The organism is Paracoccus sp. MBLB3053 (assembly GCF_031822435.1).
Classification (GTDB): Bacteria; Pseudomonadota; Alphaproteobacteria; order Rhodobacterales; family Rhodobacteraceae; genus Paracoccus; species Paracoccus aurantius.
Window position 1 is genome coordinate 233,364 of record NZ_JAVQLW010000005.1, and the last position, 26,691, is coordinate 260,054.

At 63.2% G+C, this 26,691-nt stretch carries 25 protein-coding genes and 1 pseudogene; 6 read left to right on the plus strand and 20 right to left on the minus strand.

Annotated features, from left to right (window positions below; all coding sequences use genetic code 11):
* Positions 1-57: 57 nt before the first annotated feature.
* The 7 genes from RGQ15_RS21270 to RGQ15_RS21300 all read right to left on the minus strand — a co-directional run bounded on the left by RGQ15_RS21270 (position 58) and on the right by RGQ15_RS21300 (position 9,756).
* Positions 58-1,230: a glycosyltransferase family protein gene (locus RGQ15_RS21270; protein WP_311162888.1), complete on the minus strand. Its 1,173-nt coding sequence runs from the start codon at positions 1,228-1,230 to the stop codon at positions 58-60.
* The gene (locus RGQ15_RS21275) at positions 1,227-2,468 is read right to left on the minus strand and encodes a glycosyltransferase family 4 protein (RefSeq protein WP_311162889.1); all 1,242 of its coding nucleotides are present in this window, start codon (positions 2,466-2,468) and stop codon (positions 1,227-1,229) included. Before RGQ15_RS21275 ends, RGQ15_RS21270 begins: the two co-directional genes overlap by 4 nt.
* A complete protein-coding gene (locus RGQ15_RS21280; protein WP_311162891.1) occupies positions 2,465-3,691 on the minus strand; it encodes a glycosyltransferase family protein in 1,227 nt (408 codons plus the stop codon). The genes RGQ15_RS21275 and RGQ15_RS21280 overlap by 4 nt, the downstream gene beginning before the upstream one ends.
* 64 nt (positions 3,692-3,755) lie before the next feature.
* Positions 3,756-4,925 carry an ABC transporter permease gene (locus tag RGQ15_RS21285; protein WP_311162892.1) on the minus strand — a complete coding sequence of 390 codons (1,170 nt, stop codon included), beginning with the start codon at positions 4,923-4,925 and terminating at the stop codon, positions 3,756-3,758.
* Positions 4,922-5,917: an ABC transporter permease gene (locus RGQ15_RS21290; protein ID WP_311162893.1), complete on the minus strand. Its 996-nt coding sequence runs from the start codon at positions 5,915-5,917 to the stop codon at positions 4,922-4,924. Before RGQ15_RS21290 ends, RGQ15_RS21285 begins: the two co-directional genes overlap by 4 nt.
* A gap of 3 nt (positions 5,918-5,920) precedes the next feature.
* Entirely contained in the window at positions 5,921-7,831 is a 1,911-nt protein-coding gene (locus tag RGQ15_RS21295) for an ABC transporter substrate-binding protein (protein WP_311162896.1), read from the minus strand.
* Entirely contained in the window at positions 7,828-9,756 is a 1,929-nt protein-coding gene (locus tag RGQ15_RS21300) for an ABC transporter ATP-binding protein (protein WP_311162899.1), read from the minus strand. The genes RGQ15_RS21295 and RGQ15_RS21300 overlap by 4 nt, the downstream gene beginning before the upstream one ends.
* A 147-nt stretch (positions 9,757-9,903) precedes the next feature.
* On the opposite strand from RGQ15_RS21300, the gene RGQ15_RS22420 reads away from it, so the two are divergent.
* Positions 9,904-10,860, plus strand: coding sequence for a glycosyltransferase family 32 protein (locus tag RGQ15_RS22420; RefSeq protein ID WP_409201364.1), 957 nt, complete (start codon positions 9,904-9,906; stop codon positions 10,858-10,860).
* Between the two features lie 72 nt (positions 10,861-10,932).
* Here the strand turns inward: RGQ15_RS22420 and RGQ15_RS21305 are convergent.
* From RGQ15_RS21305 to RGQ15_RS21335, 7 genes and pseudogenes are all read right to left on the minus strand, one after another.
* Positions 10,933-11,457 (minus strand): annotated as a pseudogene (locus RGQ15_RS21305) (histidine phosphatase family protein); the annotation flags it as partial.
* A 69-nt stretch (positions 11,458-11,526) separates the two neighbouring features.
* Positions 11,527-11,895: a DUF1850 domain-containing protein gene (locus RGQ15_RS21310; RefSeq protein WP_311162902.1), complete on the minus strand. Its 369-nt coding sequence runs from the start codon at positions 11,893-11,895 to the stop codon at positions 11,527-11,529.
* Positions 11,896-11,906: 11 nt separating this feature from the next.
* Positions 11,907-13,994, minus strand: coding sequence for a TRAP transporter permease (locus tag RGQ15_RS21315; protein ID WP_311162904.1), 2,088 nt, complete (start codon positions 13,992-13,994; stop codon positions 11,907-11,909).
* Between the two features lie 51 nt (positions 13,995-14,045).
* Positions 14,046-14,993 (minus strand): TAXI family TRAP transporter solute-binding subunit, encoded by a 948-nt coding sequence (locus tag RGQ15_RS21320; RefSeq protein WP_409201365.1) that lies wholly within the window; start codon positions 14,991-14,993, stop codon positions 14,046-14,048.
* Positions 14,994-15,199: 206 nt separating this feature from the next.
* Positions 15,200-16,126: a homocysteine S-methyltransferase family protein gene (locus RGQ15_RS21325; RefSeq protein ID WP_311162905.1), complete on the minus strand. Its 927-nt coding sequence runs from the start codon at positions 16,124-16,126 to the stop codon at positions 15,200-15,202.
* 67 nt (positions 16,127-16,193) lie between these two features.
* Positions 16,194-16,592 carry an amino acid-binding ACT domain-containing protein gene (locus RGQ15_RS21330; RefSeq protein ID WP_311162906.1) on the minus strand — a complete coding sequence of 133 codons (399 nt, stop codon included), beginning with the start codon at positions 16,590-16,592 and terminating at the stop codon, positions 16,194-16,196.
* 12 nt (positions 16,593-16,604) lie between these two features.
* The gene (locus tag RGQ15_RS21335; RefSeq protein ID WP_311162907.1) at positions 16,605-16,949 is read right to left on the minus strand and encodes an antibiotic biosynthesis monooxygenase family protein; all 345 of its coding nucleotides are present in this window, start codon (positions 16,947-16,949) and stop codon (positions 16,605-16,607) included.
* Positions 16,950-17,128: 179 nt separating this feature from the next.
* Here RGQ15_RS21335 and RGQ15_RS21340 point away from each other — a divergent pair, with 179 nt between their 5' ends.
* On the plus strand, positions 17,129-17,803 hold the full coding sequence (locus RGQ15_RS21340) for an ArsR/SmtB family transcription factor (RefSeq protein WP_311162908.1): 675 nt from the start codon (positions 17,129-17,131) through the stop codon (positions 17,801-17,803).
* A gap of 77 nt (positions 17,804-17,880) precedes the next feature.
* Here the strand turns inward: RGQ15_RS21340 and mgrA are convergent, their stop codons facing one another.
* A complete protein-coding gene (mgrA, locus tag RGQ15_RS21345) occupies positions 17,881-18,912 on the minus strand; it encodes an L-glyceraldehyde 3-phosphate reductase (protein ID WP_311162909.1) in 1,032 nt (343 codons plus the stop codon).
* Between the two features lie 188 nt (positions 18,913-19,100).
* On the opposite strand from mgrA, the gene RGQ15_RS21350 reads away from it, so the two are divergent.
* The gene (locus tag RGQ15_RS21350; RefSeq protein WP_311162910.1) at positions 19,101-19,460 is read left to right on the plus strand and encodes an ArsR/SmtB family transcription factor; all 360 of its coding nucleotides are present in this window, start codon (positions 19,101-19,103) and stop codon (positions 19,458-19,460) included.
* Positions 19,438-19,908 carry an SRPBCC family protein gene (locus RGQ15_RS21355; RefSeq protein WP_311162911.1) on the plus strand — a complete coding sequence of 157 codons (471 nt, stop codon included), beginning with the start codon at positions 19,438-19,440 and terminating at the stop codon, positions 19,906-19,908. The genes RGQ15_RS21350 and RGQ15_RS21355 overlap by 23 nt, the downstream gene beginning before the upstream one ends.
* A gap of 59 nt (positions 19,909-19,967) precedes the next feature.
* On the opposite strand, the gene RGQ15_RS21360 is transcribed toward RGQ15_RS21355, so the two are convergent.
* Positions 19,968-20,876 carry a LysR family transcriptional regulator gene (locus RGQ15_RS21360; RefSeq protein ID WP_311162912.1) on the minus strand — a complete coding sequence of 303 codons (909 nt, stop codon included), beginning with the start codon at positions 20,874-20,876 and terminating at the stop codon, positions 19,968-19,970.
* A 309-nt stretch (positions 20,877-21,185) separates the two neighbouring features.
* Here RGQ15_RS21360 and RGQ15_RS21365 point away from each other — a divergent pair, with 309 nt between their 5' ends.
* The gene (locus tag RGQ15_RS21365; protein ID WP_311162913.1) at positions 21,186-22,541 is read left to right on the plus strand and encodes a YjiH family protein; all 1,356 of its coding nucleotides are present in this window, start codon (positions 21,186-21,188) and stop codon (positions 22,539-22,541) included.
* Between the two features lie 14 nt (positions 22,542-22,555).
* Entirely contained in the window at positions 22,556-24,217 is a 1,662-nt protein-coding gene (locus tag RGQ15_RS21370; RefSeq protein ID WP_311162914.1) for a 5-guanidino-2-oxopentanoate decarboxylase, read from the plus strand.
* A 97-nt stretch (positions 24,218-24,314) separates the two neighbouring features.
* Here RGQ15_RS21370 and RGQ15_RS21375 read toward each other — a convergent pair whose 3' ends face one another.
* The 4 genes from RGQ15_RS21375 to queC all read right to left on the minus strand — a co-directional run bounded on the left by RGQ15_RS21375 (position 24,315) and on the right by queC (position 26,644).
* Entirely contained in the window at positions 24,315-24,794 is a 480-nt protein-coding gene (locus RGQ15_RS21375) for a VOC family protein (protein WP_311162915.1), read from the minus strand.
* A gap of 91 nt (positions 24,795-24,885) precedes the next feature.
* Positions 24,886-25,593, minus strand: coding sequence for a 7-carboxy-7-deazaguanine synthase QueE (gene queE, locus RGQ15_RS21380; protein WP_311162917.1), 708 nt, complete (start codon positions 25,591-25,593; stop codon positions 24,886-24,888).
* A complete protein-coding gene (gene queD, locus RGQ15_RS21385; protein ID WP_311162918.1) occupies positions 25,590-25,943 on the minus strand; it encodes a 6-carboxytetrahydropterin synthase QueD in 354 nt (117 codons plus the stop codon). Before queD ends, queE begins: the two co-directional genes overlap by 4 nt.
* A complete protein-coding gene (gene queC, locus RGQ15_RS21390; protein WP_311162920.1) occupies positions 25,943-26,644 on the minus strand; it encodes a 7-cyano-7-deazaguanine synthase QueC in 702 nt (233 codons plus the stop codon). The genes queD and queC overlap by 1 nt, the downstream gene beginning before the upstream one ends.
* Between the last annotated feature and the right edge of the window lie 47 nt (positions 26,645-26,691).

The following is a 26,691-nucleotide window of genomic DNA, read 5'->3' on the forward strand; positions in this document are numbered from 1 at the left end:
TCATTGCCGCGCCAATCCCGGCGGACTGTTGCTTGCGGTTCGAGGAGCACGTCCCCCTCAGCCGATGTTCCGGAGTTCTGTCAGATTGTACAAGATGTTGGCAGTCTTGGCCGCGCCGTCAAGGTCCAGACTGTCGGGCGACGGTCGCGGCGCGGACAATGCTCGGGCGATCGCGGCCGCGAGGCGTTCGCCGCTCAGGTTCTCTTCCGGCAGCAGAACGGCCCTGCCCTTCGCCTGCAAGAGACATGCGCGGGCCGTCTGCTCAGTCTCGCCGCCCGCGGCGAAGGGCACGAGGATCGAGCGGCATCCGGCTTGCAGAACATCGCAGACGGTGTTGTATCCGGCCTGCGAAATCGAAAGGCGCGCACTGGCAAGAACCGCGGCGAAATCGCTGCGAAAGGTTTCGATCGTCACCTGACCTGCCGCCATCGCCGCCGCCTGCTCAACCAGCACGCTGCGCGTCGCAACCTGAAGGTTCGGCCCGCAGATGATGCAATGGCGAAGTTGCGACGGAAGGATCGCGGCAGCCGCCATGGCCGCGAGGGCCAGTTCTGCCCCGACGGCACCGCCGCCCGCCGAGACGACGATATCGAACCGATCCGCCGAAGGCTCGGGCCGGGCAGGTGCCACAAGCCCGGTATAGACAACCCGAGAGGCAATTTCCGCGGCCCGCGAAAAGCTGTCCTCGAGACGCGCGAATGCCGGGTCGCCATGCACGAGAACCCTGTCATAGTGATGCAGGATGCGTGCGACCGTTTCCGCATCGCGTCCGGGCTTGGTTCTTGCTTGCAGGATATCGCGCAGGGAACAGCACAGGACTGGCCGGGGCCGCGTTGCTTCGATCACTTCAAGCAAAGGGTCAAGTTCGAACCGCATCTGCCTGCGACCAAAGGGAAAAGCCTCGGTAACGACGACATCCGGGCGGGACTGGCGGAAAAGCTCCAGCAGTCGATCGCGCCGCGCCTCCAGGAAAGCCGCGTCGACCGGGCGCCCTTCGGCATCGGCCAGTCCCGAAAACCCTTCCCCGGCGGATTGCACCGGGGGCAAGGTGACATGACGCAGGCCGGTCGGGGGAAAACCCGTAACGGGGAGCCCCCCGGTCACCAGCGTGACTTCGGCGCCGCGCGCGACGAGCGCCGAGGCGATGCGGCTTGCGCGGGCCAGATGCCCGATCCCCAGAAGGTGCTGGACGTAGAACAGGATATGTGGTGGGCGCGTGCTCGGGTTCATCGCGCCCTCCAGCTTTCTCGGAAAAGGGCGCTCAACTCGGCAATGCCGCAATTGTGGTCGAACTCATTGCGGACGCGTGCGAGCGCGGAGGCTCCCAGGGTTTCGCGCAAATGCGGATTGGAAATCAGGCGCTGCAATGTGATGGCCAGTGACTCGTCATCCTCCGGGGGCACCAGTACCCCGGTGTCGCCATCCCGAACGAATTCGGGGATCCCCGAGAGTTCGGTTCCGATGCAAGCCAATCCCTGGCTCGCGGCCTCGACAATCACATTGGGCAGGCCATCACGATCACCATCGGAAGTCGTCCGGCTGGCCAGGACGAAGAGATCGGCATCGCGGTAGGCCTGAAGCACCTCGGATTGGGATTGGGCGCCGCGCCATTCGACACGTCCGGATAGGCCAAGGCTTTCGGCCAGCGCTCGAAGCCGCGCCAGTTCGCCACCGCCGCCGATATGGACCAGACGCCAGTTCAGCGTTGCGGGCAGTCGCGCAAGGGCCTCAAGCAGGACATCAAAGCCCTTTTTGGGAACTGCACGGCCGACCGTAAGCAGGCGAACCGGGCCCTCGGCTTGCGCTCCGTCACGGGCAGGACGCGATCCCACAGGCGCAGGAAAGCGGTCAAGGTCAAGCCCATGATAAGACAGATGGACAGTTGCAGCCGGGGCCAGATCCAAAAGCCTTTTCCGACCCACCGCCGTGCAGGTGACCGCCCAGTCGGCGTCTTGCAGTTTTTCGGCCAATTCCCAGTCGGGCGAGGTCCAGATGTCCTTAGCATGGGCAGAGATGGTGAAAGGCAAGGCCAGCAGGCAAGCCGCGTAGCGGGTGACCGAGGCGGGCGTATGCGCAAAATGCGCATGCAGCCATACCGGGCCGGGCGGCATTTCTGCCACCATCACCATCGCCTGCCCGAAGCGTCGGATGCGGTTCGTGGTCGGGTCCCTTGCGAGGTCGCGCAGGAACAGCCGGGCAGCGCGCCCGATGCCCGGACGACGCAGGCAGTGCCAGAAGCTTCGCGTGACGCGCCAGGGTTCCTGATAAAGGTATTCCGGCAGATAGCTGACCGGAGCCTTGATCTCGTCATGGACGGGGTGGCGGCGGGTATCGGTGGGGTGGCGAAGAGACAGGATCCTGAGGCTGAAGCCCTGCCGCTCAAGTCCGAGGAGTTCTTGCGCAATGAAGGTTTCGGACAGGCGTGGATAGCCCTTGAGCACAACGACCAACAGGGGATCAGCACTCATGAGCTATTCTTGACCGCCTGCAGCAATGGATTCGGGGGCGCACGCAGCCACTTGCCGACATCTTGCGCGATGCTCTGCTGGCCATTCAGGTTCAGAAACCCTGCTTCGCGCGCTAGACGGGAAAGCGATGGGCGGGGCGCCGTGGGCAGGTCGCGAAGCATCTTTGCCATTCGTTCGGGATCGGTCGCCACTTCGCTGGGCATGACGCGGGCAAGTCCCAGTTCTTCGGCCCGCAGGGCGCGTATCGCCTGCTCCATCCTGGGCCGGGTGCGCGGCACGATCAGCGCGGGGCGGTCGAAGCTGAGGATTTCGCAGAACGTGTTGTATCCGCCCATCCCCACCACGCCGACCGAGCCCGCCACGAGGTCCTCCAACCGGTTGTCGAATTCGATCACCTCGATCCGCGGCAGATCCGCCGCTGCGGCGATGAACTCGGCGCGTTCCTTGATCGGCAGGTAGGGGCCCAGAACCACGAAAGTCGGACAAAGGCGGCGGTCCTGACGATGCGCCGCGAAGACGTTCTGGATAAGCTCGGCGCCATCCCCGCCGCCCCCGGTCGTGACCAGAAGGTAATCGCCTTGGGGTCGGATCTGCGTCCCCTCGGATTGGATCTGCGAACGCCGCAGAAAGCCCGTATAGCGCATGCGCGAGCGGATTGTTTCCGATACGGCGAGACCCGAGAGGGGGTCGTGGAAACCCTCCGGCCCATAGACCCAGATCGCGTCATAATAGGCCTCGACCTTGCGCAACAGATCCTTGCGTTCCCATTCAGGACCCAGAAACTCGGGGGCATCCATGATCTCGCGCAGACCCAGGACGAGGCGTGTGCCACGGGTCTTCAGAAAGGCCAGTGTTTCCTCGATCTCGCCATGCAGCCCCATCGGCTCCTTGTCGGTAATGAAGATGTCGGGGCGAAAGGTTTCGGCCGTGTGGCGGATGATCGCGCGACGGATCTCCAGCGTATCTTCAAGCGAGGTGTGCTGCGCCATAGACTGGTATTCGCCGTTTCTCAGCTTGATCACGCTGGGGATCTTCACGAAATCGACGCGCACGCGATAGTCGAAGGCGCCAGCGATCGTCGTGCCCGAGATGATCATGACCGACAGGCCATGATATGCATCGACAAGTGCATGGGCAATTTCACGGCAGCGTCGCAGATGACCAAGCCCGAACGTGTCGTGGCTGTACATCAAAATCCGTGCGTTATCGAGCCGGGGGATCATCGCTGCTCCTGCGTTGCGGATATGGTATTCTTCATTTCTCTGCTCCTCGCCAGAGCCACTACGGTCATCTGTACGGGTCCGCCGCATCGCGCAGGCCGTCGCCCAGGAAATTGAACGCAAGGATGACCAGCACAACGGGCAGCATGGGCCAAAGCAGCCAAGGATAAAGTGCGACGATATTGATCCCGCGTGCCTCGGTCAGCAGGATGCCCCAGCTTGTGACAGGCGGACGAAGCCCGAGACCCAGGAAGGTCAGCGCGGTTTCGCCAAGGATCATGCCCGGCACGGACAGGCTGGCACTGGCGATCAGATGGGACAGCACACCGGGAAGCAGGTGTCGCCCGATGATCCGGGGGCTTTTCGCGCCCATCAGTTCCGCCGCCAGGACGTAATCCTCTTCCCGAAGCGCGAAAAGCTTCGAGCGCACCGCCCGCGCCTGCCCCGTCCAGTCGAGCATCCCAAGGATCACCGTAATGCCCAGATAGACCAGCAACGGGCTCCAACTCAGCGGGATGATCGCCGCGAGCGTCATCCAGAGCGGGATCGAGGGAATCGACTGGATGACCTCGATCGAGCGCTGCATCATGTGATCGAACCAGCCCCCGCGATAGCCTGCGATCCCCCCGATCGTGATGCCCAGGACAAAGCTGACCAGCGTTCCCAGCAGTCCGATCGTCAACGAGATGCGTGCGCCATGCAGGATGCGCGAAAACACGTCGCGGCCCAGCCGGTCAGTGCCGAGCAGATTGAAGCGGCCACCCTCGGCCGGACAGAACAGGTGCAGATCGGCCGGGATGGACTTCCAGAAACGGTAGGGCTCGCCGTGGCAGAAGAAGCGCAGCCGCTGCACATCGGACGTGTCATCCGTATAGATCCGGCGCAGGTCGTTCATGTCGAGCCGCATGGTCTGACCATAGACGAACGGGCCGATCAGTTGGCCTTCATGAAACAGCCTGACCTTCTGCGGCGGGGCGTAGATGTAATCCAGGTCGCGGCTGTCGAGCCTGTAGGGGGCAAGAAACTCGGTGATGAGCAGCGAGCCATAGAGCAGGATCAGGAAGGCGCCTGAAATGACCGCCAGGCGATGGCGGCGGAATTTCAGCCAGGTCAGCCGAAGCTGGCTGGCGCTTCCTGTCATCGCGGCATAGCCCGCCGGTTCGGCCGCCGGATCGAAGGGAATGTCCGAGACATAATGTGGCAGATCGGTCCCGGGGGGTGGCAAAGGTGCGGTCATCCGCGCCTCCCCTGCAGGCGGATCCGCGGATCGAGCAGGCTTAATGCGATGTCCGAAACCAGCACCCCGACCACGGTCAACGCCGCGAGGAACATGAGGAAAGATCCAGCCAGATACATGTCCTGGCTTTGCAGCGCGTGGATCAGCATCGGCCCGGTGGTTTCCAGCGAGAGAATGATCGCGGTCACCTCTGCCCCCGAGATGATCTGCGGCAGGATCGAGCCGATATCCGCGATGAAGAAGTTCAGCGCCATGCGCAGCGGGTATTTCAGGACGACGCGACGGGGAGAAAGGCCCTTGGCCCGCGCGGTGACGACATATTGTTTTCCCAACTCGTCCAGCAGGTTTGCCCTGAGCCGTCGGGCCATGCCGGCCGTTCCGGCGGTCCCGATGATCAGGACCGGGATCCAGATATGCTCGAGAATGGATTGGAACTTCTGCCAACTCATTGGTTGGTCTAGGTATTTCAGGTCCATCATGTGTCCGATCGAGGTGCCGAACCAGACATTGGCGAAATACATCAGGATGATGGCCAGCATGAAATGCGGCACGGCGATCCCCAGCAGACCCAGCAGGGTCAGGCCGTAATCGCCCCAGCTATATTGCCGCGTGGCCGAATAAAGCCCGATCGGGAAAGCCAGGATCCAGGTGAAGACGATCGTGACCACGCTGATCAGCACGGTCAGCCAAAGCCGGTCCCCCACGACCTCGTTCACCGGCATGCGGTATTCGAAGCTGTAGCCGAAATCGCCATGCAGCATGCCGCCGACCCAATGCAGGTAGCGCACAGGGGCGGGCGCGTCGAAGCGATAACGCGCCTTCAGCTCCTCGATCTCCTGCAGGTTTGCCGGCTCGCCCAGCATCTTGAGTTCCTGCACATAGCTTTCGAAATAATCGCCGGGCGGCAGTTCGATGATGATGAAGATCAGGATGGAGATCACGATCAGCGTCGGGATCATCACCAGCACGCGCCCGAGAAGATAGCGCAGCATCGCCTAGTTCCCTTCCTTCAGCCAGAACGTGTCGGGCATGTAGATCCCAAGAAGCGATGTGGGCTGAAAGCCGATCAGGCCGGTTTCAGGCACGTTCTGCAGCCGCTCGTTGCGCACGACCGGCTGCTTGGCGCTGTTCACGGTTCCAATCGTAAATACCTGATCTGCATGGATTTCAAGCATCCTGTGCCAGATGTCGATACGTTCGTCATGGCTGCGCGACCACCGCCAGCGGCCCACCAGCTTGACCAGTTCCTGCGCCTCGGGAAGTGCAGGCGGAGCCCCTTGGGCGCCCTTCGAGGCATAATGCACCCCCCAGCGCGGCCAATGATACTGGTCCTCGCTCGTTGGGGCCAATTCATAGGGCGGCATCTCGGCCGTCGGGACGGCATTGTCGAGCCCCATCCAGACCGACATGCTTGTCAGTCCCGCCATATTGCGGCTGCGGAACAGGTCGCGCTGCGACACCCTTGTCCAAAGCGCGATTCCGATCGCATGAAAATGCTCGGCGATCAGTTCCAGCACATCGGTTTCGACCGTGCTTTCGCCGGCTGTCTCGGCCATGATGCCCGCGACGCGCCCGTCGGGCAGTCTGCGGTAGCCATCCAGACGGATCGCGGAAAGATCCGTCTGGTCCAGAAGCGCATTGGCCTGTTCCGGGTCGTGCTGCGCCCATGCGCGGGCGAATTCCTCGCGGTAGAGTGGGCTTTCCGGCATCACCGTATTGGCGCTTTCGCGGGCAAGTCCGAAAAACAAAGCCTTGTTGATTTCGGTCCGGTTGATCGCCAGCGACAGGGCCCGGCGGATACGGACATCGCGGTAAAGCATGCTCCAGACCGGATCGGCGCAGGTCATGTTCGGCAACAAGGCGACGCGTGACCCCTGGGTTCTGGTCCATAGATCGACCTTGATCGGAAACCGCGTCTCGGCCTCTTTCACGAGGGTATAGTCAGAGAATTCGACACCGACCGCCTGCAGGTCGCTTTCCCCGGTCGCAACCTTGGCCGGGATGATGTCGTAGGTCGAGACGTTCAGCACGACGCGATCGACATAGGGCAATTGGCGTCCGTCCTGGTCGATCCGGTGGAAAAAGGGGTTCCGGTCGAACACGAACTGCTGGGCAGGCGGCGCGGTGCGCGGACGCCAGGGGTCGAGCGTCGGCAGATCGGGGTTTTCGGGCCGGGTGATGCGGCTCATCTTCTGATGCAGTGCCTGCCAATCATCGACACGCTGCTCATGCACGTACCGATCCAGTTCGTCCCGCCGGGCGAAGGACACATGGAACTGCTTCATGTAATGGGCGGGCATGCAGATGCGCAGCGGTGAAGGCGCGGCAAGCAAGGGCAGGAAGTCGGGCAAGGGCGCGTGCCAACTGTAGCGAACCGTTAGCTCGTCGAGCAGTTCGAAGATCGGCCCCTTTCCTTCGAGCCGCATCTCGGGGGGCATCCCGCCCAGATCGTCGCGAAGGATCACGTCTTCCCAGCAGTAGCGGAAATCCTCGGATGTGAAGGGGTGCCCGTCCGACCAGCGATGCCCCTTGCGCAGGCGAAGCGTGAAGACCCGATCTTGATCCACCTCCCACGAATGCAGGATATCGGCAATGAAGTTCAGGTTCATATCGTAGCCGACCAGCCGGGCATAACCGTTGATCGGCATGTAGCGGATATCCCGCTGGCCGCCGATCAGCATGCGGATTGTCCCGCCATGTCGTCCCGGACTGCGTCCCAGCGCAGGCATGTCGACGATCCTGGGTTCCAGCGGCACGCGCTGCCCGGCGGGCGGCAGCTCGCCCGCTTCGATAGGGTCGTCGAGATAGGGCGAGCCGATCAATGCCTGCGCGGCTTGCGGCCCGACCAGAGCGCCTGACGCCATCATCACCAGCGTCTCGCGGCGGGTGATGGCTCTTGCGCTCATCCTGCGGCCTCCCTCGGGATCGTGTCGGCGAGGCGCGCGGTCGGGTTCATCCTCACCAGATGCCCGCCCCCAAGATCGATGAGGTGACCGGGTTGATCCGGCGTCTCGCGGAAGGCATCCGGCCATAGAAGCTCGGCCTGCTCGGCTGGAATGCGCGCGGCCAAGATGTCGAGGCGTCGGCCGGGATCAGGGACAGGGACCGCCGCCAGAAGCGCCCGAGTATAGGGGTGGACGGCGGCTTCCATGATGATCCGCCGGGGGGCGATCTCGACCAGCCTGCCGCGCCACATGACCGCGATGCGGTCCGCCATGTAGTTCACCACGGCCAGATCGTGCGAGATGAACAGATAAGTCAGGTGCAGTTCTCGCTGAAGATCCTTGAGCAGGTTCAGGATCTGGGCCTGCACCGATACGTCGAGGGCCGAGACGACCTCGTCGCAGACGATGAATTCCGGGGCCAGGGCGAGCGCGCGCGCGATCCCGATCCTTTGCCTTTGCCCCCCTGAGAAGCTGTGCGGAAAGCGCGTGGCCGCCCCGTCGCCCAGCCCGATCGCGTGCAGCAGGGCCGAAACCATGCGGCGCCTTTGCGCAGGGCTGCCCCGGCGGTGGATATCCAGCGGTTCGGCCAGGATGTTTCCGACCGTCATGCGGGGCGAAAGCGACGAAACAGGGTCCTGAAAGATCATCTGCACACGGGTGCGCAGGGCGTCGAGTTCGGCCCCGTCAGCTTCTGTCATGTCGATGACGCTGTCGCCGGAATCGAAGATGATGCTGCCCGTGTCCGGCTGCATGGCCCGCACAAGCAGCTTGCCAAGGGTCGTTTTTCCCGAACCGCTTTCCCCCACGAGGCCAAGACATTCGCCGCGCAGGATATCAAGGCACACATCGTCGACTGCGCGGGCGGGGGTCTGCTTGGGCGCGAAAAACGACCAGCTTTCATGGCGCGGCAGAAAGGATTTCGTGACATTGCGCAGTGAAATCAGCGCGCGCGGCCGAAGTGAGCTGCGCCTTGGCTCGGCGTGCAGCAACCCCATACTGGCCAGTTCCTGAATGCCTTCCGCGGGGATCTCGCGCAGCGGCCTGAGCCGTTCCCTGCCCTTTTCCCCAAGCACGGGGACCGCGTTGATGAGCCCGCGAAGATAAGGGTGGGTCGGGTCACGGAAGATCGCCTCGGTCGTGCCTGCCTCGACCACCCGGCCATGATGCATGACCACGACCTCATCCGCGACATTGGCGACGACCCCCAGGTCATGGGTGATCATCAGGACCCCGAGCCCCAGCTCCTCCTGCAGATCGCGGATGAGCGCGAGGATCTGGGCCTGTATCGTCACGTCAAGCGCGGTGGTCGGCTCATCCGCGATCAGCAGCGACGGACCGCAGATCACTGCCATGGCGATCATTGCGCGCTGTCGCATTCCCCCGGACAGCTCAAACGGATACATGTCGAAAACCCGATCGGGCCGACTGAAACCGACCCGGCCCAGCATGGTTTCGCAGCGTTCGCGGGCTTCGCGCGCGCTGAGCAGCCGATGCAGCCGCAATGCCTCGGAGACCTGGTTCCCAATCGTGTGCAGCGGCGAGAAAGAGGTCATCGGCTCCTGGAAGATCATGCCGATCTGCCCGCCGCGGATCGCGCGGATCTGCTTGCCGTCATGCGGCAGATCCAACAGGTTCACGGGTGCGTCCTCGCTGCTGTGGAACAAGACACGTCCCGTGACCCGCGCGATCCGGGGCTGCAGGCCCATGATGGTCAGACCGGTGATGCTCTTGCCCGACCCCGACTCTCCCACAAGTGCTGTGATGCGTCCCGGCAGGACGCGCAGGCTTGCCCCGTTGACGGCGTGCAATTCACCTTTTAGCAGAGGAAATGCCACGTTCAGCTCTTCCACGCGCAGCAGGTCACGAGTGTTCGGCAGCTTGTCCAAGCGCTTTTTCCCAGATCATGTGCGAGTGTCAGCTTATGGGCCCGCGCGCACCTGTCGAGAGCGAAGATGAGAAAATTGAGCAGGCAAGGAAAAATCCCCGACCAAACGACTGAAAACCGGTCCTTCCTGCCGGAAACGGAGCCTGCCATGTCAAGCAAGGACCGCCTCGTCCGGGACATTGAAATCGCGCTGGAGCTCGGCAAGGCCGGCAAGCTGTCCGAGGCCGAGATGCGGCTTGCCCGGATCGCGCAGGATGAGGATGCCGCAGTCCTTGGGCCGGTCACCGAACTTGGCTTGCCGCGCAAGCTGCATTCGGCCCGGCTGAAGCTTGCGAAACTTGGCGCGGATGTCGCTGCCCTCACCGGGCTGCGCGCGACAGCCGTCCCGCCGCACGCCCTTCTCGCGGACCTGTTTCCGATCAGCGACGATACAAGAGCGGCCATGGCGGAAGCCTGTTGTCGCAAGGTGCCACGCATCGTTCACCAGATATGGATCGGCGAGCGCATACCCCGGCCCTGCGAGACATGGCGGCAATGGGCGGCACGCCACGGCTGGGAATACAGGCTTTGGGATGAAGCCGCCCTGTCCCGGCTTGGCTTGTCGGACGATCCCGCCTGGTGTGTGATGCGACAGATGGGCGACTTGCCCGGGGCGGTCGATGTCGCGAGATACCATATCCTGCTGCGCGAAGGCGGGCTTTATCTTGATTGCGACTGGTATCCGATCAGGCCGGAGCTTGGCCCCACGGCGCTGTTTCCCGAATGCGGCATGTCGGCCATTGCCGAGGCCGGACCCCGCCTGGTCGGAGGGGGCGGCATGCTGCTTGCCAATGGCCTGATCGCGACCCCGGCGGGCCACCCTGCCCTGCGCAGGTTGCTGAATGCGCTGCCCGAAGTGGTTGAACGGCTTCGAGGTGGTCCGGCCTGGTGGCTGACCGGGCCGCTACCCTTTACCCTCGCCCTGCGAGGCGGACCGTTCACGGTTCTCGACAGCGCCTTCGTGGCCGGTCGCCTGCCCCGTGGCGCGGAGCTGCCCGAGGTCCTTCGGGCGGTCGAAGAGGCTCGGCAGGGTGCCGGCGTCCTCCTCGAGTGGAAGGACTGGTAGTTCACCGGGCGGGGGTTCCGCTTCTCGGACCGACAAGCGGTCGATCCGGCCATCGGGAAGCAGTCGAAAGATGGCGTCCTGCGGTGCCTCCAGCCGCAATGCCTCTGTCAGCGGAAGCCCGGCATGCAGCCCGCGCATCATGCGCCCGACTAAGCCGTGGCTGACAAGCGCAACAGTGGGTTCACGCGCCGCGTCCGCAAGCACTGACCCGATCCGGCCAAGGACGGCCTCCTGGCTTTCACCGGCAGGGGCGTGAAAGACCCATCGACCACCGGGATGGAGCTTGCGAAGTGACGGGGATTCGACCGCAATCTCGGCTCGGGTCTTCCCCTCCCATTCCCCAAGCGAGACTTCACGCAGCCGGTCGTCCTCGCGGATCGAAATGCCGGGGATAACCTGCGCAATCAATCGAGCGGTCTCGCGCGCTCGCGGCAAGGGGCTGACCCAGAGCATACGGGGTTTGTCGTGCCTTTCCAGCAGCTTGCCGCAGGCCAGGGCCTGCCGCCGCCCCTCGGCCGTCAAGGGCGAATCCGACCAGCCCTGATAGCGGCCCTGCAGGTTGAATTCGGTCTGGCCGTGGCGCAAGAGATAGATCATGGTCTTTCCTTCCCGGCCAAGTCCAGCGCGCGGCCCATCGCATCGGCAAATCGAGGTTTCGCGACAGGATCAACCGGCCGGGTGATCGCCATCCTGGCCGCAAGGCTCGATCAGGATCGGTTCGCCGCCCGTGCTGCCCAGCGTCACGCAATCCGCACCGCAAAGGCGCCAACCCGAACCGGTCGCGCCCGAGGCGGCAAGAACCAGACGCTGGATTGGCTGGCCCTTCGGTTGCCAGACCCACCAACGACCTTCCCAATGCCCGCCTTCGCCCGGCTCCATGCCGGCGCCCGATCCCTTTACCGCCGCGCGGGTGTTCGAAAGCCCCTCTTCGGTCAGCTGCCACTCCTCGCGCCAGCCTTCCTTTTCGACCGAGTGCACCCATTCCAGCGTGAACCGCCCTTCCGGCGCAAGCGCGATGATGAGTGTACCAGCCATCAGGCACAGGCTCATGCCGCGGCGCCCCTTTCCCGGCGTAGCCACAAAAGCAGGACGAAGCTCGCGACCAGCGCGAAACCAATTTCGTCCGTCAGGGGCAGCGCAGCAACCAGCGTGAAGGCTCCGGCCATGGCGAGTGCGCGTTCCCATAGGGCAAGCGGACGCCCAAGCCAGCCGATCACCGCAGCACCCCACAGCGCGAGCGCACAGACCGCCTTGAAGACGACATAGGCGACCGCAGCTGGATAGCCGATCTGGCTGGCCAGCGGCCCGCCGTCCTGCAGCATCAGCGCGGGAGTATAGACCGCCATGAAGGGCACGACGAAGCCCGCCGCCGCGATCTTGACGGCTTCGAGGCTGATCTTGAGCCCGCTTTCCCTGGCAATCGGCGCGGCGGCAAAGCAGGCCAGCGCTACCGGTGGGGTCAGGTCGGCGAGGATGCCGAAATAGAACACGAACATGTGGCTGACGATCAGCGGCACGCCCAAGCCCAGCAGCGCCGGCCCCGCGATCGACGAGGTGATGATGTAGTTCGGGATCGTCGGTATTCCCATGCCCAGCACGATGCAGGTGATCATCGTGAGAACGAGTGACAGCAGCAGGCTTGTTTCCCCGACCCCGACGATGAACTGGCCGAAGGTCGTGGCGGCGCCGGTCAGGGTCATCACACCGATGATGACCCCAACGAGCGCGCAGGCGATACCAACGGGCAGGGCCGTGCGCGCGCCATCCGCCAGACTGTCGCGGCAGGCGATCAGGGTTTCGCGGCCACCCCTGGAGATGGCGTTGATCGCAATGAGGACGGCGACGCCGCCAAGCACGACCTTCATGCCAAGCGCGAAGAACGATGCCGCAACCATGCCGAGCGCGATCCAGAAGATCGTGCGGATCACCCCTTCGGGAAGGCCGAGAGCCGCCGAGCTGCCCAGGATCAGCATGGCCGTCAGCCCCAGACCGACGGTGCCCGCAAAAAGCGGCGTGTAGCCCGAGAAAAGCAGGTAGACGAGCACTGCTAGCGGCAAAAGCAGATACCATCTTTTGCGCAGCGCGGTACGGGGCGATGGCAGCTCGGATTTCGCAAGGCCGCGCAGGTCACGCTTGCCGGCTTCCAGATGCACCATCCAGAACACGCCGAGGAAATAGAGGACCGCCGGGATCAGAGCGGCCTTGACGACCTCGACATAGGGAACCCCCAGCGTCTCGGCCATGATGAAGGCGACGGCGCCCATGACGGGGGGCATGATCTGCCCGCCCATCGAGGCCGTGGCCTCGACCCCGCCGGCAAAGGCGGGCCGATAGCCGAACCGTTTCATCAAGGGGATGGTGAACTGGCCGGTGGTGACCACGTTCGCAACGCCCGAGCCCGAGATCGTGCCCATCAGGCCCGAGGACAGCACCGAGACCTTGGCGGCACCGCCCATCTTGTGACCGACGAGCCCAAGCGAGACATCGGTGAACAGGCGGATCATCCCGGCTTTTTCAAGAAACGACCCGAAGAGAATGAAAAGAAAGATATATGTCGCCGAGACGTAGATCGGGATGCCGTAGATCCCCTCGGTGCCATAGGCCATCTGCTCGATCACCTGCGCGAAATCGTAGCCGCGATGGTCAAGCGGAGCGGGAAGATGCTCTCCCCATAACGCATAGGCAAGGAACGTGCCCGCGATGACAGGCAGCGCCGGCCCCATCATCAGCCATGCTGCGACGAAGACTGTGACAAGCGCGATCACCCCCATGACGATGTCGCGGGTTTCGAGATCTCCTGCACGCAGCAAGAGTTCGGTATAGTCGACCCATTGATAGGCGGCGACCGCAACCCCGCCAGCAGCAAGCAGGTAGCTGATCGTCCTCCCCAACCGACCGTGCCCCTTGGCCAGTGTCAGCAGTGGCAAGCCCAGGGTCAGCAGGAAGCCCACATGCACCGCACGCACGACCTGACTGGGCAGGTCGATGAGATGGGCGGCAATCGAGATCTGAAAGACCGAGAAGGCCACCGCGATCCAGAACAGGACGCGCCCCTCGGCGGTGGGCGGAAAGCCCTCATGCAATGCGTCGGGCCTGCCCTCGCTGGCCGGGGCATCGCTGGTCTTGGCCGTCATGATCTTCTCCCTGATCGTCCGCGGCCCAACCGGGCCGCGGCTTCGGCGAACTTACATCAGGCCATTTTCCTTGTAGTAGCGCTCGGCGCCGGGATGGAGCGGGATGGGCAGTCCCTTGACCGCGTCTTCGCTGGTGATCCCGGCGGCCGCCGAATGGGCAGCCTTCAGCGTCTCGAGATTTTCAAAGAGCAGCTTGGTCATCTGGTAGGCCGTCTCGTCGGATACCGCCTCGCTGGTCACCAGGAAGTTCACGACGGCCACGGTCGGCACATCGGCATCCTGCCCGTCATAGGTGCCGGCCGGAATGGTCGAGGCGACATACGGCGCCCCCAGCGTCTCGACCACCTCGGCGGGAACGGACAGGAAGCTGATCTGCTGCGAGGTCGAGAGGTCCTTGAGCGCGGCATTGCCCAGCCCCGAGGATTGCAGCGTCGCGTCGATCTGACGGTTCTTCATCAGTTCCACCGATTCCGCAAAGGGCAGGTATTCGACCTTGCCAAGGTCCTCATAGCTCATCCCCAGAGCCCCGAGGATCGCGCGGGCATTGAGTTCGGTGCCCGATTTCGCGGCGCCGACCGACAGGCTCTTGCCCTTCAGATCCGCGACGGTCATCGCGCCCGCTTCCTTCAGCGAGGCGATCTGAATGACGTTGGGATAGATTGCGGCGATGGCGCGCAGCTTGGTCAGGGGTTCCTTGAAACCGGCCTCGGCATTGCCCTCCCAAGCGTATTTCACGGAATCGCCAAGCGCGAATCCGATCTCGCCCTTGCCCTGCTGCAGCAGGTTCAGGTTCTCGACCGATGCCTTTGTCGCCTGCACCTGCGTCCGCGCGCCATCGATTCCCTTGGCGTAGATTTCCGAAAGCGCTACGCCAAGCGGATAATAGACGCCGGAAGTGCCTCCCGTCAGAACGTTGATGAATTCGCTGGCATGGATGGCAGGCGCCGAAACCAGCGCGGCACCGGCGAAAGCCATGCCAAGCTTGATGTTATGAAGCATTCCTATTTCCCCCCTGTTTGACCTGCCTCACCACAGGTCTTGGCCCAACCTTGGGAAAAATCGGTTGCTGCGTCATCCAAAATCTTGCCTGCGGCGGGAAAATCTGGCCGCAGTTCGGCCGGCTTGGTCGGTATCCGGAACTGGCTCGCCGCTCTGCCCTCTCGCGAAGTTCCGCAGATCGCCCCTTGCCGGAACGCGGCGGCGCATCAGGTCGGGTGCGGTGCCGTCAGTCGCGCTGCGATCGCCCTGAGATGGCGCAGATCCGTTCCGCAGCAACCGCCAAGAACACGAAGATTGGGCAAGACGCGCCTGAGCTCGGCGAGTTGTCCGGCAAGTTCCTCGGGATTCCCGTCATCCAGCGCTTCGGCCGCATCCAGTTCGGCATGGCTCTGACGGGATGCGTTGGCCACGATGCCCGCGAGCTTCGTCTGCCACGGCCCACCGTCGAGGCCGCTTGCCACGTGATCGGGATGGGCGCAGTTGACCACCACCGCCTCGGGCTCGGCTTTCTCGACCAGCTCCGCCACCGCGGCGGAAAGCGGCGTCCCATCCGCAAGCCTGCCATCCGTCTCGATGGTGAATGCGATCAGGGCGGGAATGCCCACCTGTCGCGCGGCGGCCGAAATCCCGATCGCTTCGCCCGCCGCGCCCAGCGTATAGGCGCTGACCAGATCGGCCCCCGCCTCGTGAGCCGCGGCGATCTGAGGCAGGTGATAGCGGGCAGCCGTCTCGGCAGCTGCGATGCCCGGTTTGTAACCATCGCCGCGCGGCCCGATCTGGACGCTAAGCCGTATCGCGACATCGGCACGGGCCGCGGCGGCATCGCGTGCCAGCGACACCCCGTCACGGGTCACCCGCGGCAGGTCTGGCGCCTTATAACCAACCGCCAGGGCGCGGTCGGGATTGGCCATCCATGTCGGCGTGTCGAGGATGATCCCGACGCCAAAATCACCCCCGATCTGGATTTGGGCGTCGTAATAACCTCTGAGCCGGGCTCGACCTTCCTCGCTGTCAAGCATCGGAAAGGCCGCGAAGCTTCGCAGATCGTAACCGTGATTGAAGATCAGATCCGTTTCCATGCCCGTCCAGGCGATCCAGATCCGATCCAGCGTGAGTGCCTCGGCGCTGGACATGGCTGCCCCTCCGTTGCTGAACGCAGGGCTGATGATACGCTTTCAGCGCGATCTTTTCAGCCCCCTTTCAGCCCTGCTCGGTTCCGACGGCCCAGTCCAAGGTTGCACAACTGGCAGCTTCCGGTCGGTCGCAGATCAGGACAAGCCTGTTCTGATGGTCGGAATACTGCACGAGGATGTTGACCCCTGCCTTTGCCACAGCCCGCGAAATCGCGCCAAGCTGGCCCGGCGTTCCCTGTTTCAGCTTTCGGATCACGGGCCTGCGCATTGCCGTCACCTTAATGCCCCCGGCTTCGGCGGCCTGTCTTGCGGCCTTGCCGTCGCGGAAAAGGAAATGGGCGGTGGCGCGTGTTCCCGTAGCGAAGACGCCCCCACCCTCGAAGGGGATGCCAGCCTGGCCCATCACCTCTCCCAGATGCGCCAATGAGCCGGGGCTGTTCTCAAGATCGAATTCAAGATCGTCCATGCCGACCCCCTTTCACTGATGAATGCGACGGCTGTCGTCCGGCGCTTCGCCGCGCGCTTCCATCCCGTAATCCCGCGCCACTTCTGCGATACGCAGCCGATAGTCGGAAAAGACATGATCCCGCCCTGCCGCCTGCGCCTTGCGATGCGCCGAAAGGTTGCGCCACGCCGCAATGGCCGCTTCATCCCGCCAGAAGGACAGTGACAGAAGCTTGCCGGGATTGGTCAGGCTCTGGAATCGCTCGATCGAGATGAAACCGTCGATCCCGGCCAGCAATGGCCTGAGCTCAGCCGCGAGATCGAGATATTCCTGACGTCTGCCTTCGGCCAGTTCGGCCTCGAAGATCACGGCGATCATGCGCCTGCACCGTTCGCGGTTGCGGGAATTGGCGCGGGGCGCCGCCCCCATCGGGAACGAGACGCCACGTCCGCGCGACGTTTGAAACTGATTGAATGGGACAATTTGGCCTGCCTTCCTGAATGCTCCGGCAAGAATAGCAGATTGGCGATGTGGGATGGTTCGATTAATATCGAACCATGAATGAAAGTCCCGATATCGCGCGGATCGCGGCGCTTGTTGCGGATGGTGCTCGCAGTTCCATGCTGCTTGCCCTGATGGACGGGCGGTCCATGACGGCCACCGAGCTCGCAGGGCGCGCCGGCGTCACGAAGCAGACGGCCAGCAGCCATCTGGCGAAGCTCGTCGATGGTGAGGTGCTTTTTGTCGAGTCGCAGGGGCGCCATCGCTATTTTCGGCTCGCTGGCGCGCATGTGGCGACGCTTCTCGAAGCATTGATGGTATTTTCAAGCGATGCGGCGGCGCCCCTTCGGACCGGACCCAAGGTCCCCGAATTGCGCCGAGCCCGCATCTGTTACGACCATCTGGCCGGAGAAATGGGCGTCGAACTTTACGATCGGCTTCGCGAAGACGGTTGTCTGACCGGAGATCTTGAACTTACAGCCCATGGCTGGGATCGGTTGCGCGAAATCGGTCTTGCACGTGATGTCCTGCCGCGCAGCAATCGCCCGCTCTGCCGGACCTGCCTTGATTGGAGCATGCGGCGCCATCATCTCGCCGGGTTGATCGGAAAGGCGATGCTCGACCGGTTTTTCGCGCTTTCATGGGCGCGCAGGCAGCCGGATTCGCGCATCATCCGTTTTTCGCCAGAGGGTGAGCGCCGTTTCCGGCAATGGCTTGGCGCAAGCCGGTAACGGCGGAACACTCTGAGAAGCGGGTGGGCAAACCGGATCTGCCCACCCGAGTTTTCTTGGCCGATCGGCGCAAGGCATTAAAGCGAACTGGAATCCTTCCAGTAATCCGTACCGCCATCCGTGGCATGACGATTGATCTCGGCCAATTCCTCGGGCGAGAAATCAAGCCCCCCGAGCGCGCCAAGCGAGTTTTCAAGCTGCCCGACGGTGCGGGCCCCGATCAGGGCGGAAGTGACGCGCGGATCACGCAGGGCCCAGGCGATTGCCATCTGCGCAAGGGTCTGACCACGGCGTTCCGCGATTTCGTTCAGGGCGCGGATGCGTGCCACGATCTCGGGCGACAGCGAGGCTTCGCTCAGGAGACGGCCTTTCGTCGCCCGCGTCTCTTCAGGGATACCATTGAGGTATTTCGAGGAAAGCAGACCCTGCGCCAGCGGCGAAAATGCGATGCAGCCGGTGCCCAACTCGTCTAGCGTGTCAAGCAGCCCGCCTTCGATCCAGCGGTTGAACATCGAGTAGTTCGGCTGGTGGATGAACAGCGGAACCCGTTCCTCGCGCAGGATGGCCGCTGCCCTGCGTGTCAGTTCGGGCGAATAGCTCGAGATGCCGACATAAAGCGCCTTGCCCTGCCTGTGCAGTTGGGCCAGCGCCCCCATCGTCTCTTCGAGGGGCGTCGTCGGGTCGACGCGGTGCGAATAGAAGATGTCGACATATTCCAGCCCCATCCGCTTCAGCGACTGGTCGAGGCTTGCAACCAGATATTTCCGGCTGCCACCGATGCCGCCATAGGGGCCGGGCCACATTTGCCAGCCAGCCTTGGTCGACACGATCATCTCGTCCCGATGCCGGGCAAAGTCCGAGGCCATGACGCGGCCGAACATCTCCTCGGCAGAGCCGGGCGGCGGACCATAATTGTTCGCCAGATCGAAATGCGTGACACCCAGGTCGAAGGCGCGGCGCAGAATAGACCGTCCGGTTTCGAAGACGTCGACGCCGCCGAAATTCTGCCACAGCCCCAGCGATATTGCCGGCAGGTCGATACCGCTCCGACCGCAGCGACGATAGACCATATCCCCGGCATAACGATCCGGGTTTGCCGCGTATGTCATGTTGATGCCTCCATATCCGAATTGCCCAGACGCCTGACTTCAGGCGGGATCTTTCCGGGGCAGCATTCTCGTGTCTTTTGCGCTGACGCAAGCCGTCTCGGCGGTCAGCCGCCGCATATTCGGCAATTGTTAGCCGAAGGGCTAAGTTTTTCTTGACTGCCGCGCGCCCATTGGGATAACTAAGCCATATGGCTAAGCATGATGCCCGGCTCGACCTTCTGTTCACGTCGCTTGGCGATCCGACTCGGCGGGCCATCCTGGCCCGTCTTGCCCGCGGCGAGGCAAGCGTGACCGATCTGGCCTCGGCCCATGACATGGCGCTGCCTTCGTTCATGAAGCATCTCCGTAAGCTGGAGGAGGCAGGGCTGATCTCGACGACCAAGGAAGGGCGGATCAGGTCCTGCGCGCTGTCGCCCGAGGCTTTCGCGCCGGTAGAAGAATGGCTGAGCGAGCAAAGGGCGATATGGAACGACCGGCTTGACCGGCTTGATGACTATGTCGGCAATCTCATGAGGGAGAGAATGCATGGAACTCGACCCGAAGACTGACCTGAAGCTGGAACGTATCGTGAAGGCTCCCCGCGCACTTGTGTGGGAATGCTGGACCACCCCGGAACATATCAAGCATTTCTTCGTTCCACGGCCGCATCGCGTGACAGAATGCGACATCGATCTTCGGGTCGGCGGAAGGTTCAACACCGTCTTCGATGTCGAGGGCAACGAGATGCGCAACGAGGGTGTGTTTCTTGAGGTCGTGCCCCAGCAGAAGCTCGTCTTTACCGATACCTATACAGAAGGCTGGAAGCCCACCGAGAACCCCTTCATGACCGCCATCCTGTTGCTTGATGAGATGGCCGATGGCGCCACCCGCTATACCGCGATCGCACGACACCGGACGCCGGATTCGCGCAAGACCCATGAAGACATGGGGTTTTTCAGCGGTTGGGGAACTGTGGTCGATCAACTCGAGGAATACGCCCGATCGCTTGCGCGATAATGGCAAAGGCGAGGTCAATGAGGCATCGTCGCTTGCGTTATTCCGGCCTCGCCCTTCACCTAGCGACGTGACCGCGAGAAGTTTTCCGCGAGCAGGCGGAATCGCTTCATCGCTGTCGTCTCTCGGCGGCTTGCGCGGGACAGAAGCGAGACCGGGAACGAGATCGAGTAGCTGTCCGTCACGCGCCGGATCTGGCCACGCGCGGCCAGGGGGGCAGCAGCATGGGGCGGAAGATAGCCTAACACGGGCAGCGCCCCGAGAATGATCGCGACAGCCTCGAGATTGGCGGCCGTTGCGGCAGCCGGGCCAAGCGACAGGGGAAATCCATCCTCGGGCGTGAGGTAGTAGCTGCGGCGCACCCATCTCTGCGCCTCGAGGGTCGCCGCGTCGACGACATGCGGTGCGCCGTGGAAAAGCGGGTGCGAGGGTCCGCAATGGATGAATTGTCGCTCGTTATACAATGGAACGAAGTCGAAATTCGGATCGTCCATCGGAAAGGCGCCAATCGCCAGGTCGAGCGCCTTCTTCTGAACCTGGTCGGCCAGCGCGGTCTGAATGTCCTGCACGATCTCGACATTCACATCCGGCGCGCGTTCGTGGAACTGGCGCAGCAACTCGACGACCGGGAAGCGGGGATCGGCCGACACATGGTCCATCAGGCCCAGACGCAACGTCCCCACCGCCCGGCGGGACAGATCGGCCGCCGTCTGGGTGAAATCCTCCATCGCGACATTCAGGCGGGCATTCGCTTCTAGCAGCGAACGGCCCCGCTCGGTCAGGCGAAATCCGCCCGGCCCCCGATCGCAAAGCCGAAAGCCCAAACGCTTCTCAAGCCCCGAAATCTGGGCGCTGATCGTCGATTGAGACACGTCAAGCTGGCGTTCGGCAGCAGCAAAGCTGCCGCATTGGTGGATGACTTCGAAAACCCTGAGCGCGCGAAGATCGGCAGCGGTCAATGATGTCAGCATTGGGCTCCCCCCCAAAGCATCGATCCGCAACGATGCTTTTTATCGAACTGGCATGATGGTTCTAGAGGCAAGTTACTGCTACCGCGTCAAGTCAAATCGGCGGGAGGGGCCATTCGCGATGGAGATACCCCATCCCCGAGGGAGGAAAACAATGGCCGGGCGACAGATATCGACCATCGCAAGATGGCCCGTTCCTGTCGACGCGCGTTCGTTGGCCGGTGCTGCGATGCCCCATCGACCAACGCTCATGGCCTTTACCACTTGGAACCGTCCGCAAGATCGGCGCGGGCGAGTCTGAAAGGAGACCTAATGACCGACATTGCTCACGTTTCGCAGTCGCGAAACCTCTGGCTGAAATTCGCGCTGCCCTCGATTCTGGGCGCCGTCGTCTTTCTCGCCCCAATCCCGAATGGCGCCAGTTTCACGATTCCCTTCGGCATTCTGATCGACTGGGTCAATGACAATTTCGGAACGCTGGTCAGCGCGCTGCTGATTGCCGTCACGGTGATTTCCGCCGCCGCGACGATCGCATTCTCGGTTTTCCGGCTTGGGCCCCAATCCGGTTTTCTGGCCGAGACCTTCCGGGTGTCGCCTGCATGGCTGGTGCTCCGCACGCTGGGCGCGGCATTCTGCCTGCTTTACTTCACGGGCACGGGACCGGCTTTCGTGACGGCGGATTCAACCGGGGGCACGGTCGTCGGCTTCCTGATGAAGAACCTTCTGGCGCTTTTCTTCTTTGCCGCGATCGCCTTGCCGCTGTTGACCGATTACGGATTCATGGAATTCGTCGGCGCGTTCATGTCGCGGATTTTCAAACGCCTGTTCCGCCTGCCCGGGCGTGCGGCCATTGACGGCCTCGCCTCTTGGCTTGGTGCGGCGCCGGTGGGTGTGATGCTGACCGTCCAGCAATATGACATGGGTGTCTATAACCGTCGCGAGGCCGCGACCGTCGCCACCACCTTCTCGATCGTTTCGGTGCCCTTCTGCTATGTGATCGCAAAGGTCGTCGGCCTGCAGGACATCTTCTTCAGCTACTATGCCTCGGTCGTGTTCATCGGCTTCGTCTGCGCCCTGATCCTGCCGCGGATTCCCCCGCTGAGCCGCCTGCCCGAAACTTTCGCCCATGGCCGCGCCAGCGAGGAGACCGATGTCATCCTGCCCGGTGAAACCGCGTTCCAGGCCGGAATCCGCATGGGCCTGGCCCGCGCCGATGCTGCTCCGGGGCCGACAGGGTTTTTGAAGAACGGTGTTCGGAACCTGATCGGCATCTGGTTCGGTCTTGTGCCTGCCACGCTAGCCGTCGCCATGATCGCGCTGATCCTCGCCGAATACACACCGCTTTTCACCTGGCTCTCGATGCCTTTCGTCCCGGTGCTTGAGTGGTTCAATGTCGCCGAAGCCCAGGCTGCCGCGCCCGCGCTGGTGATCGGCTTCGCCGACATGTACCTGCCCGCGCTGATCGGGGCCGAGATTGCCAGCCAGGAAACCCGTTTCCTGATCGCCATCCTCTCTGTCTCGCAGTTGATCTACATGTCCGAAGTCGGAGCGCTCTTGCTGCGCGCCAATCTGGGGCTCAATCTTGGCCATCTTGCGATGCTGTTCGTGATCCGCACGATCATTGCGACCCCCATCGCAATCTTCCTGGCCAAGGTCGTGATCTTCTGAAGAAAGGACATCCCATGGTCACCGCAATTCCTGCCACGCCCGGCTTGCCCGCCGAAAGCCGTCACGAAACGGCGATGACCGTGGGAGAGGCACTGCCAAGCCTGCTTGAAGCGCATGGCATCGACACCGTGTTCGGCATTCCCGGAGTTCACACCGTCGAACTTTACCGGGGCATGGCGAACACTTCGCTGCGCCATGTGACGCCGCGGCACGAACAAGGCGCAGGCTTCATGGCCGACGGCTATGCCCGCGCCAGCGGGCGGCCCGCCGCCTGCTTCATCATCTCGGGTCCGGGCATGACGAATATCGCCACTGCGATGGGCCAGGCCTATGCTGATTCGATCCCGATGCTGGTCATCTCAAGCGTGCTGAACCGCAACGAGCTGGGCCGCGGCGAAGGTCGGCTTCACGAACTGAAGAACCAGAGTGCGCTGGTTTCCGGGGTCTCGGCCTTCAGTCATACCGTCATGTCCGCCGAGGATCTTCCTGCGATCATCGACCGGGCTGCGGCCGTGTTCAACTCGGCCAGACCGCGACCGGTGCATATCGAATTGCCGCTTGACGTCATCGTCGAGCCGGCGGGACGGATCGCACTGGATCGGCCGCAGCAGATTTCGGTTCCCGCGCCCGATGCAGTCGCCGTCGCGCGCGCTGCCGAGTGGCTCGGGTCGGCGCGCCGGCCGCTGGTCATTCTTGGCGGTGGCGCGGTTGCAGCCGGCGATTCCGCGCGGCAGATGGTCGAGGCGCTGGGTGCTCCCACCCTGCTGACGATCAATGCCAAGGGGCTGCTCGTGCCGGGCCATCCCCTTCTTGTCGGCAGTCTGCTGCCCCAGTCGCCGATGCTTGACGAGCTGCGCGACGCGGACGTCGTCCTTGCCGTGGGAACCGAGCTGGGGGAAACCGACACGCTGTTGTTCGGCGCAAGGCCCCGGATCGACGGACGACTGATCCGCGTCGACATCGAGGCCGAGCAGATCATGCGCAACGCCCAGCCTGCACTTGGGATCGTGGCCGACAGCCGGAGCTTTTGCCCCGCGCTTATCGCCGCACTTGGCGACACGCCTGCCCCCCAGACGGACCGCACCGCCGCGCTAAGGGCCAAGTCGCTCGCCACCGTGACACCGGTCTATCACACGCATGGGCGCATCCTCGATCTTATCGCCAGCGCTTATCCCGATGCGATCTTTGCGGGGGATTCGACCCAGCCGGTTTACGGCGGAAACCTGACCTATGACGCACAGCGACCACGCAGCTGGTTCAATTCGTCGACCGGTTTCGGCACGCTCGGCTATGGGCTGCCTGCGGCGATGGGCGCCAAGCTTGCCTGCCCCGAAAGGCCGGTGATCGGACTGATCGGCGATGGTGGCCTGCAGTTCACCGTGGCCGAGATCGCCTCTGCCGTGGAGCTGGGCCTTTCGTTGCCGGTGATCGTCTGGAACAATCGCGGCTATGGCGAGATCAAGACGTATATGCGTGATCGCGGCATTCCCGAGATCGGCGTGGATATCCTGACCCCGGATTTCCAGATGATCGCACGCGGTTTCGGCGCGAAGGCAACAAGGGTCGAAACGCCTTCCGCACTGCTCGAAGCACTGGCTGCCGCTTTCTCGGAAAACGGGCCCACGATCATCGAGATCGAAGATCACGTGGCGCAATCCTGGTACCAGACGGCCTGATTGCCACAAATGACTGCGGGCGGGTGGAACGGCATGAAGGAAATGCCGTTCCGCCCGCCCCTTTCATTGGACGATCCGTCAAATTGCCGGAGGCGGGTCAGCCGCGTCGCGCGGCGTCGATCGTGGCGACGTCGATCTTTCGCATGGTCATCATCGCGGAGAATGCCCGTTTTGCCTCGTCACCCCCGGCGGAAAGCGCCTCTGTCAGGGTTCGGGGCGTGATCTGCCACGAGATGCCCCATTTGTCCTTGCACCATCCGCAGGCGCTTTCCTCGCCGCCATTGCCGACAATGGCGTCCCAGTAGCGATCAGTTTCGTCCTGGTCCTCGGTGGCGATCTGGAACGAAAAAGCCTCGCTATGCTGGAAGATGGGCCCACCGTTCAAGCCAAGGCAGGGAATTCCCGCTACGGTGAAGCTGACCGTCAGAACGTCTCCGGCCTTTCCAGACGGGTAGTCGGTGGGCGCGGTGTGGACCGAGGTGATCGCGCTGTCGGGGAACGTTTCGGCATAGAACCGGGCGGCCTCTTCTGCCCCCTTGTCGAACCAAAGGCAGATCGTGTTCTTCGCGACGGTCATGACATGTCCCTTTCGTTCGGTCCGCCCGATCGGCGAACATCCCGTCAGTGAACGTGCCCATGCCCGGAGGCGTTCCCGCCGAGCCGAGCGATCAGACGCCGCGCTTGTTGCCCCAGACCAGCACGTGAAGCTGCGGCAGCACGCGGGGTGTGAACCAGCGATCACCCGTCACCTTTTCGATCAGCCAAAGCAGCCGGTCCACAGCCACCTGCAGATCGACGGGATGGGTCGGATCGACATCAGGGTTTCCGGGCTGCAGGAACAGCGGCAGATCGGGGTAGCGTTCCGCTGCATCCCGCGCCCAGCCATAGTCGACCTCATCGAAAATCACGATCTTCATCACGGCCTGACCACATCCCCGCGCAAGCTCGAGACAGCGATCGAACTTGCCCCAATCGATCTGCTCGCCGCTCGACGGCGGCTTGGGGCTGAGGACCAGCGTGTCGAGCGCGGCGAACCATGGCTGCGCGACAGAGCCCTGGGTTTCGCAGGCGAACCGGTAGCCTTCCTCTTTACCCAATGCGATCAGCGGCCCGAAATCCTGGATGGCGGGGTTCCCGCCGGAAATGGAAACCGTCAAGGGCAGGCCGCCGGACAGGCGGCGGATCTCGGCCATCACCTCGTCATGGCCCATCGCGGCCCAATCATGGCGATAGGCGCTTTCGACGGCATGCAGGCTGTCGCACCAGCTGCAACGATAATCGCATCCGCCCGCACGCACGAAGACGGTGGGCTCGCCGATCAGGGCGCCCTCACCCTGCACCGTCGGTCCGAAGATCTCCGCGATGCGAAGCGTCACGGCCGATACTCCGCCCAGGTCTTTGGCGTTTCCGAGACGCGAACCGCCGAGGTTTCCGGCCAGCGCGAGTGGCACCATTCAAAGAAGTGCAGCGCCATGTTCTCGGCGGTCGAAGGGCCGTCCAGCACATCGTTGAGATGGCGGTGATCGAAGACCTCGTCGATATAGTCCTTGAGTGGCTTCAGCTCGTGATAGTCGCGCACGAAACCATCCCCGTTGAGCGAGGCCGAGGCCAGTTCGACGACCACCACGTAATTATGGCCATGAAGCCGCGCGCATTGATGATCCGCGGGCAGATGCGTGAGCTGATGCGAGGCCGAAAAATGAAATTCCTTGCTGATCCGAAACATCAGGCGCCCCCGTGATCGGCAATGGCCTGCCGCCAGAAGTCAGGATCTTCATATTCGGTCGGGTCCTCGACCCTGGCGAGATGAAATGCCTCGCGCCGTTCGACGCAGGTCCCGCAGCGGCCGCAATGCTGTGCGCCCCCCTTGTAGCAGGACCAGGTGGCGGCAAAGGGCGTGCCGTGATGGGCACCCTCGGTCACGATATCGGCCTTGGTGCGATGCACGAATGGCGTCCAAAGCGAAACATCGGCATAGCCGTCGAGCGCGGCGCGCTGCATCCGGTCGAATGCCTCGGTGAAGGCCGGGCGGCAGTCGGGATAGATGAAATGGTCGCCGCCATGCACCGCGGTCGCCACCGCCTCGTCGCCATTCGCGGCCGCGATGCCATAGGCCACCGCGAGCATGATCGCATTGCGGTTCGGCACGACGGTGATCCGCATGGTTTCCTCGGCATAGTGGCCGTCGGGCACGTCGATATCATCGGTCAGGGCCGAACCGGTCAGGGCCGCGCCTATGGTCCGCATGTCGATGACATGGTGCGGCACGCCAAGACGACGGGCGGCCGCGGCGGCGAAGTCGAGTTCCTTCAGATGTCGCTGGCCGTAGTCGAAGGACACGAGGCGTGTCAGTTCCCGCGTCCCCGCGGCGACATGGGCAAGCGAAACGGAATCCAGCCCGCCCGAGCAGATGACAAGTGTCTTCATTTTCTTCAGTCCTTGTTTTGATGACCGGGTAGGCTGCGACCGGTATG

Coding starts and splice junctions, on each gene's coding strand:
- RGQ15_RS21270 (WP_311162888.1), bottom strand. CDS start 1,230: ATGAACCCGAGCACGCGCCCACCACATATCCTGTTCTACGTCCAGCAC.
- RGQ15_RS21275 (WP_311162889.1), bottom strand. CDS start 2,468: ATGAGTGCTGATCCCCTGTTGGTCGTTGTGCTCAAGGGCTATCCACGC.
- RGQ15_RS21280 (WP_311162891.1), bottom strand. CDS start 3,691: ATGATCCCCCGGCTCGATAACGCACGGATTTTGATGTACAGCCACGAC.
- RGQ15_RS21285 (WP_311162892.1), bottom strand. CDS start 4,925: ATGACCGCACCTTTGCCACCCCCCGGGACCGATCTGCCACATTATGTC.
- RGQ15_RS21290 (WP_311162893.1), bottom strand. CDS start 5,917: ATGCTGCGCTATCTTCTCGGGCGCGTGCTGGTGATGATCCCGACGCTG.
- RGQ15_RS21295 (WP_311162896.1), bottom strand. CDS start 7,831: ATGAGCGCAAGAGCCATCACCCGCCGCGAGACGCTGGTGATGATGGCG.
- RGQ15_RS22420 (WP_409201364.1), top strand. CDS start 9,904: ATGTCAAGCAAGGACCGCCTCGTCCGGGACATTGAAATCGCGCTGGAG.
- RGQ15_RS21310 (WP_311162902.1), bottom strand. CDS start 11,895: ATGGCTGGTACACTCATCATCGCGCTTGCGCCGGAAGGGCGGTTCACG.
- RGQ15_RS21315 (WP_311162904.1), bottom strand. CDS start 13,994: ATGACGGCCAAGACCAGCGATGCCCCGGCCAGCGAGGGCAGGCCCGAC.
- RGQ15_RS21320 (WP_409201365.1), bottom strand. CDS start 14,993: ATGCTTCATAACATCAAGCTTGGCATGGCTTTCGCCGGTGCCGCGCTG.
- RGQ15_RS21325 (WP_311162905.1), bottom strand. CDS start 16,126: ATGTCCAGCGCCGAGGCACTCACGCTGGATCGGATCTGGATCGCCTGG.
- RGQ15_RS21330 (WP_311162906.1), bottom strand. CDS start 16,592: ATGGACGATCTTGAATTCGATCTTGAGAACAGCCCCGGCTCATTGGCG.
- RGQ15_RS21335 (WP_311162907.1), bottom strand. CDS start 16,949: ATGATCGCCGTGATCTTCGAGGCCGAACTGGCCGAAGGCAGACGTCAG.
- RGQ15_RS21340 (WP_311162908.1), top strand. CDS start 17,129: ATGAATGAAAGTCCCGATATCGCGCGGATCGCGGCGCTTGTTGCGGAT.
- mgrA (WP_311162909.1), bottom strand. CDS start 18,912: ATGACATACGCGGCAAACCCGGATCGTTATGCCGGGGATATGGTCTAT.
- RGQ15_RS21350 (WP_311162910.1), top strand. CDS start 19,101: ATGGCTAAGCATGATGCCCGGCTCGACCTTCTGTTCACGTCGCTTGGC.
- RGQ15_RS21355 (WP_311162911.1), top strand. CDS start 19,438: ATGGAACTCGACCCGAAGACTGACCTGAAGCTGGAACGTATCGTGAAG.
- RGQ15_RS21360 (WP_311162912.1), bottom strand. CDS start 20,876: ATGCTGACATCATTGACCGCTGCCGATCTTCGCGCGCTCAGGGTTTTC.
- RGQ15_RS21365 (WP_311162913.1), top strand. CDS start 21,186: ATGACCGACATTGCTCACGTTTCGCAGTCGCGAAACCTCTGGCTGAAA.
- RGQ15_RS21370 (WP_311162914.1), top strand. CDS start 22,556: ATGGTCACCGCAATTCCTGCCACGCCCGGCTTGCCCGCCGAAAGCCGT.
- RGQ15_RS21375 (WP_311162915.1), bottom strand. CDS start 24,794: ATGACCGTCGCGAAGAACACGATCTGCCTTTGGTTCGACAAGGGGGCA.
- queD (WP_311162918.1), bottom strand. CDS start 25,943: ATGTTTCGGATCAGCAAGGAATTTCATTTTTCGGCCTCGCATCAGCTC.
- queC (WP_311162920.1), bottom strand. CDS start 26,644: ATGAAGACACTTGTCATCTGCTCGGGCGGGCTGGATTCCGTTTCGCTT.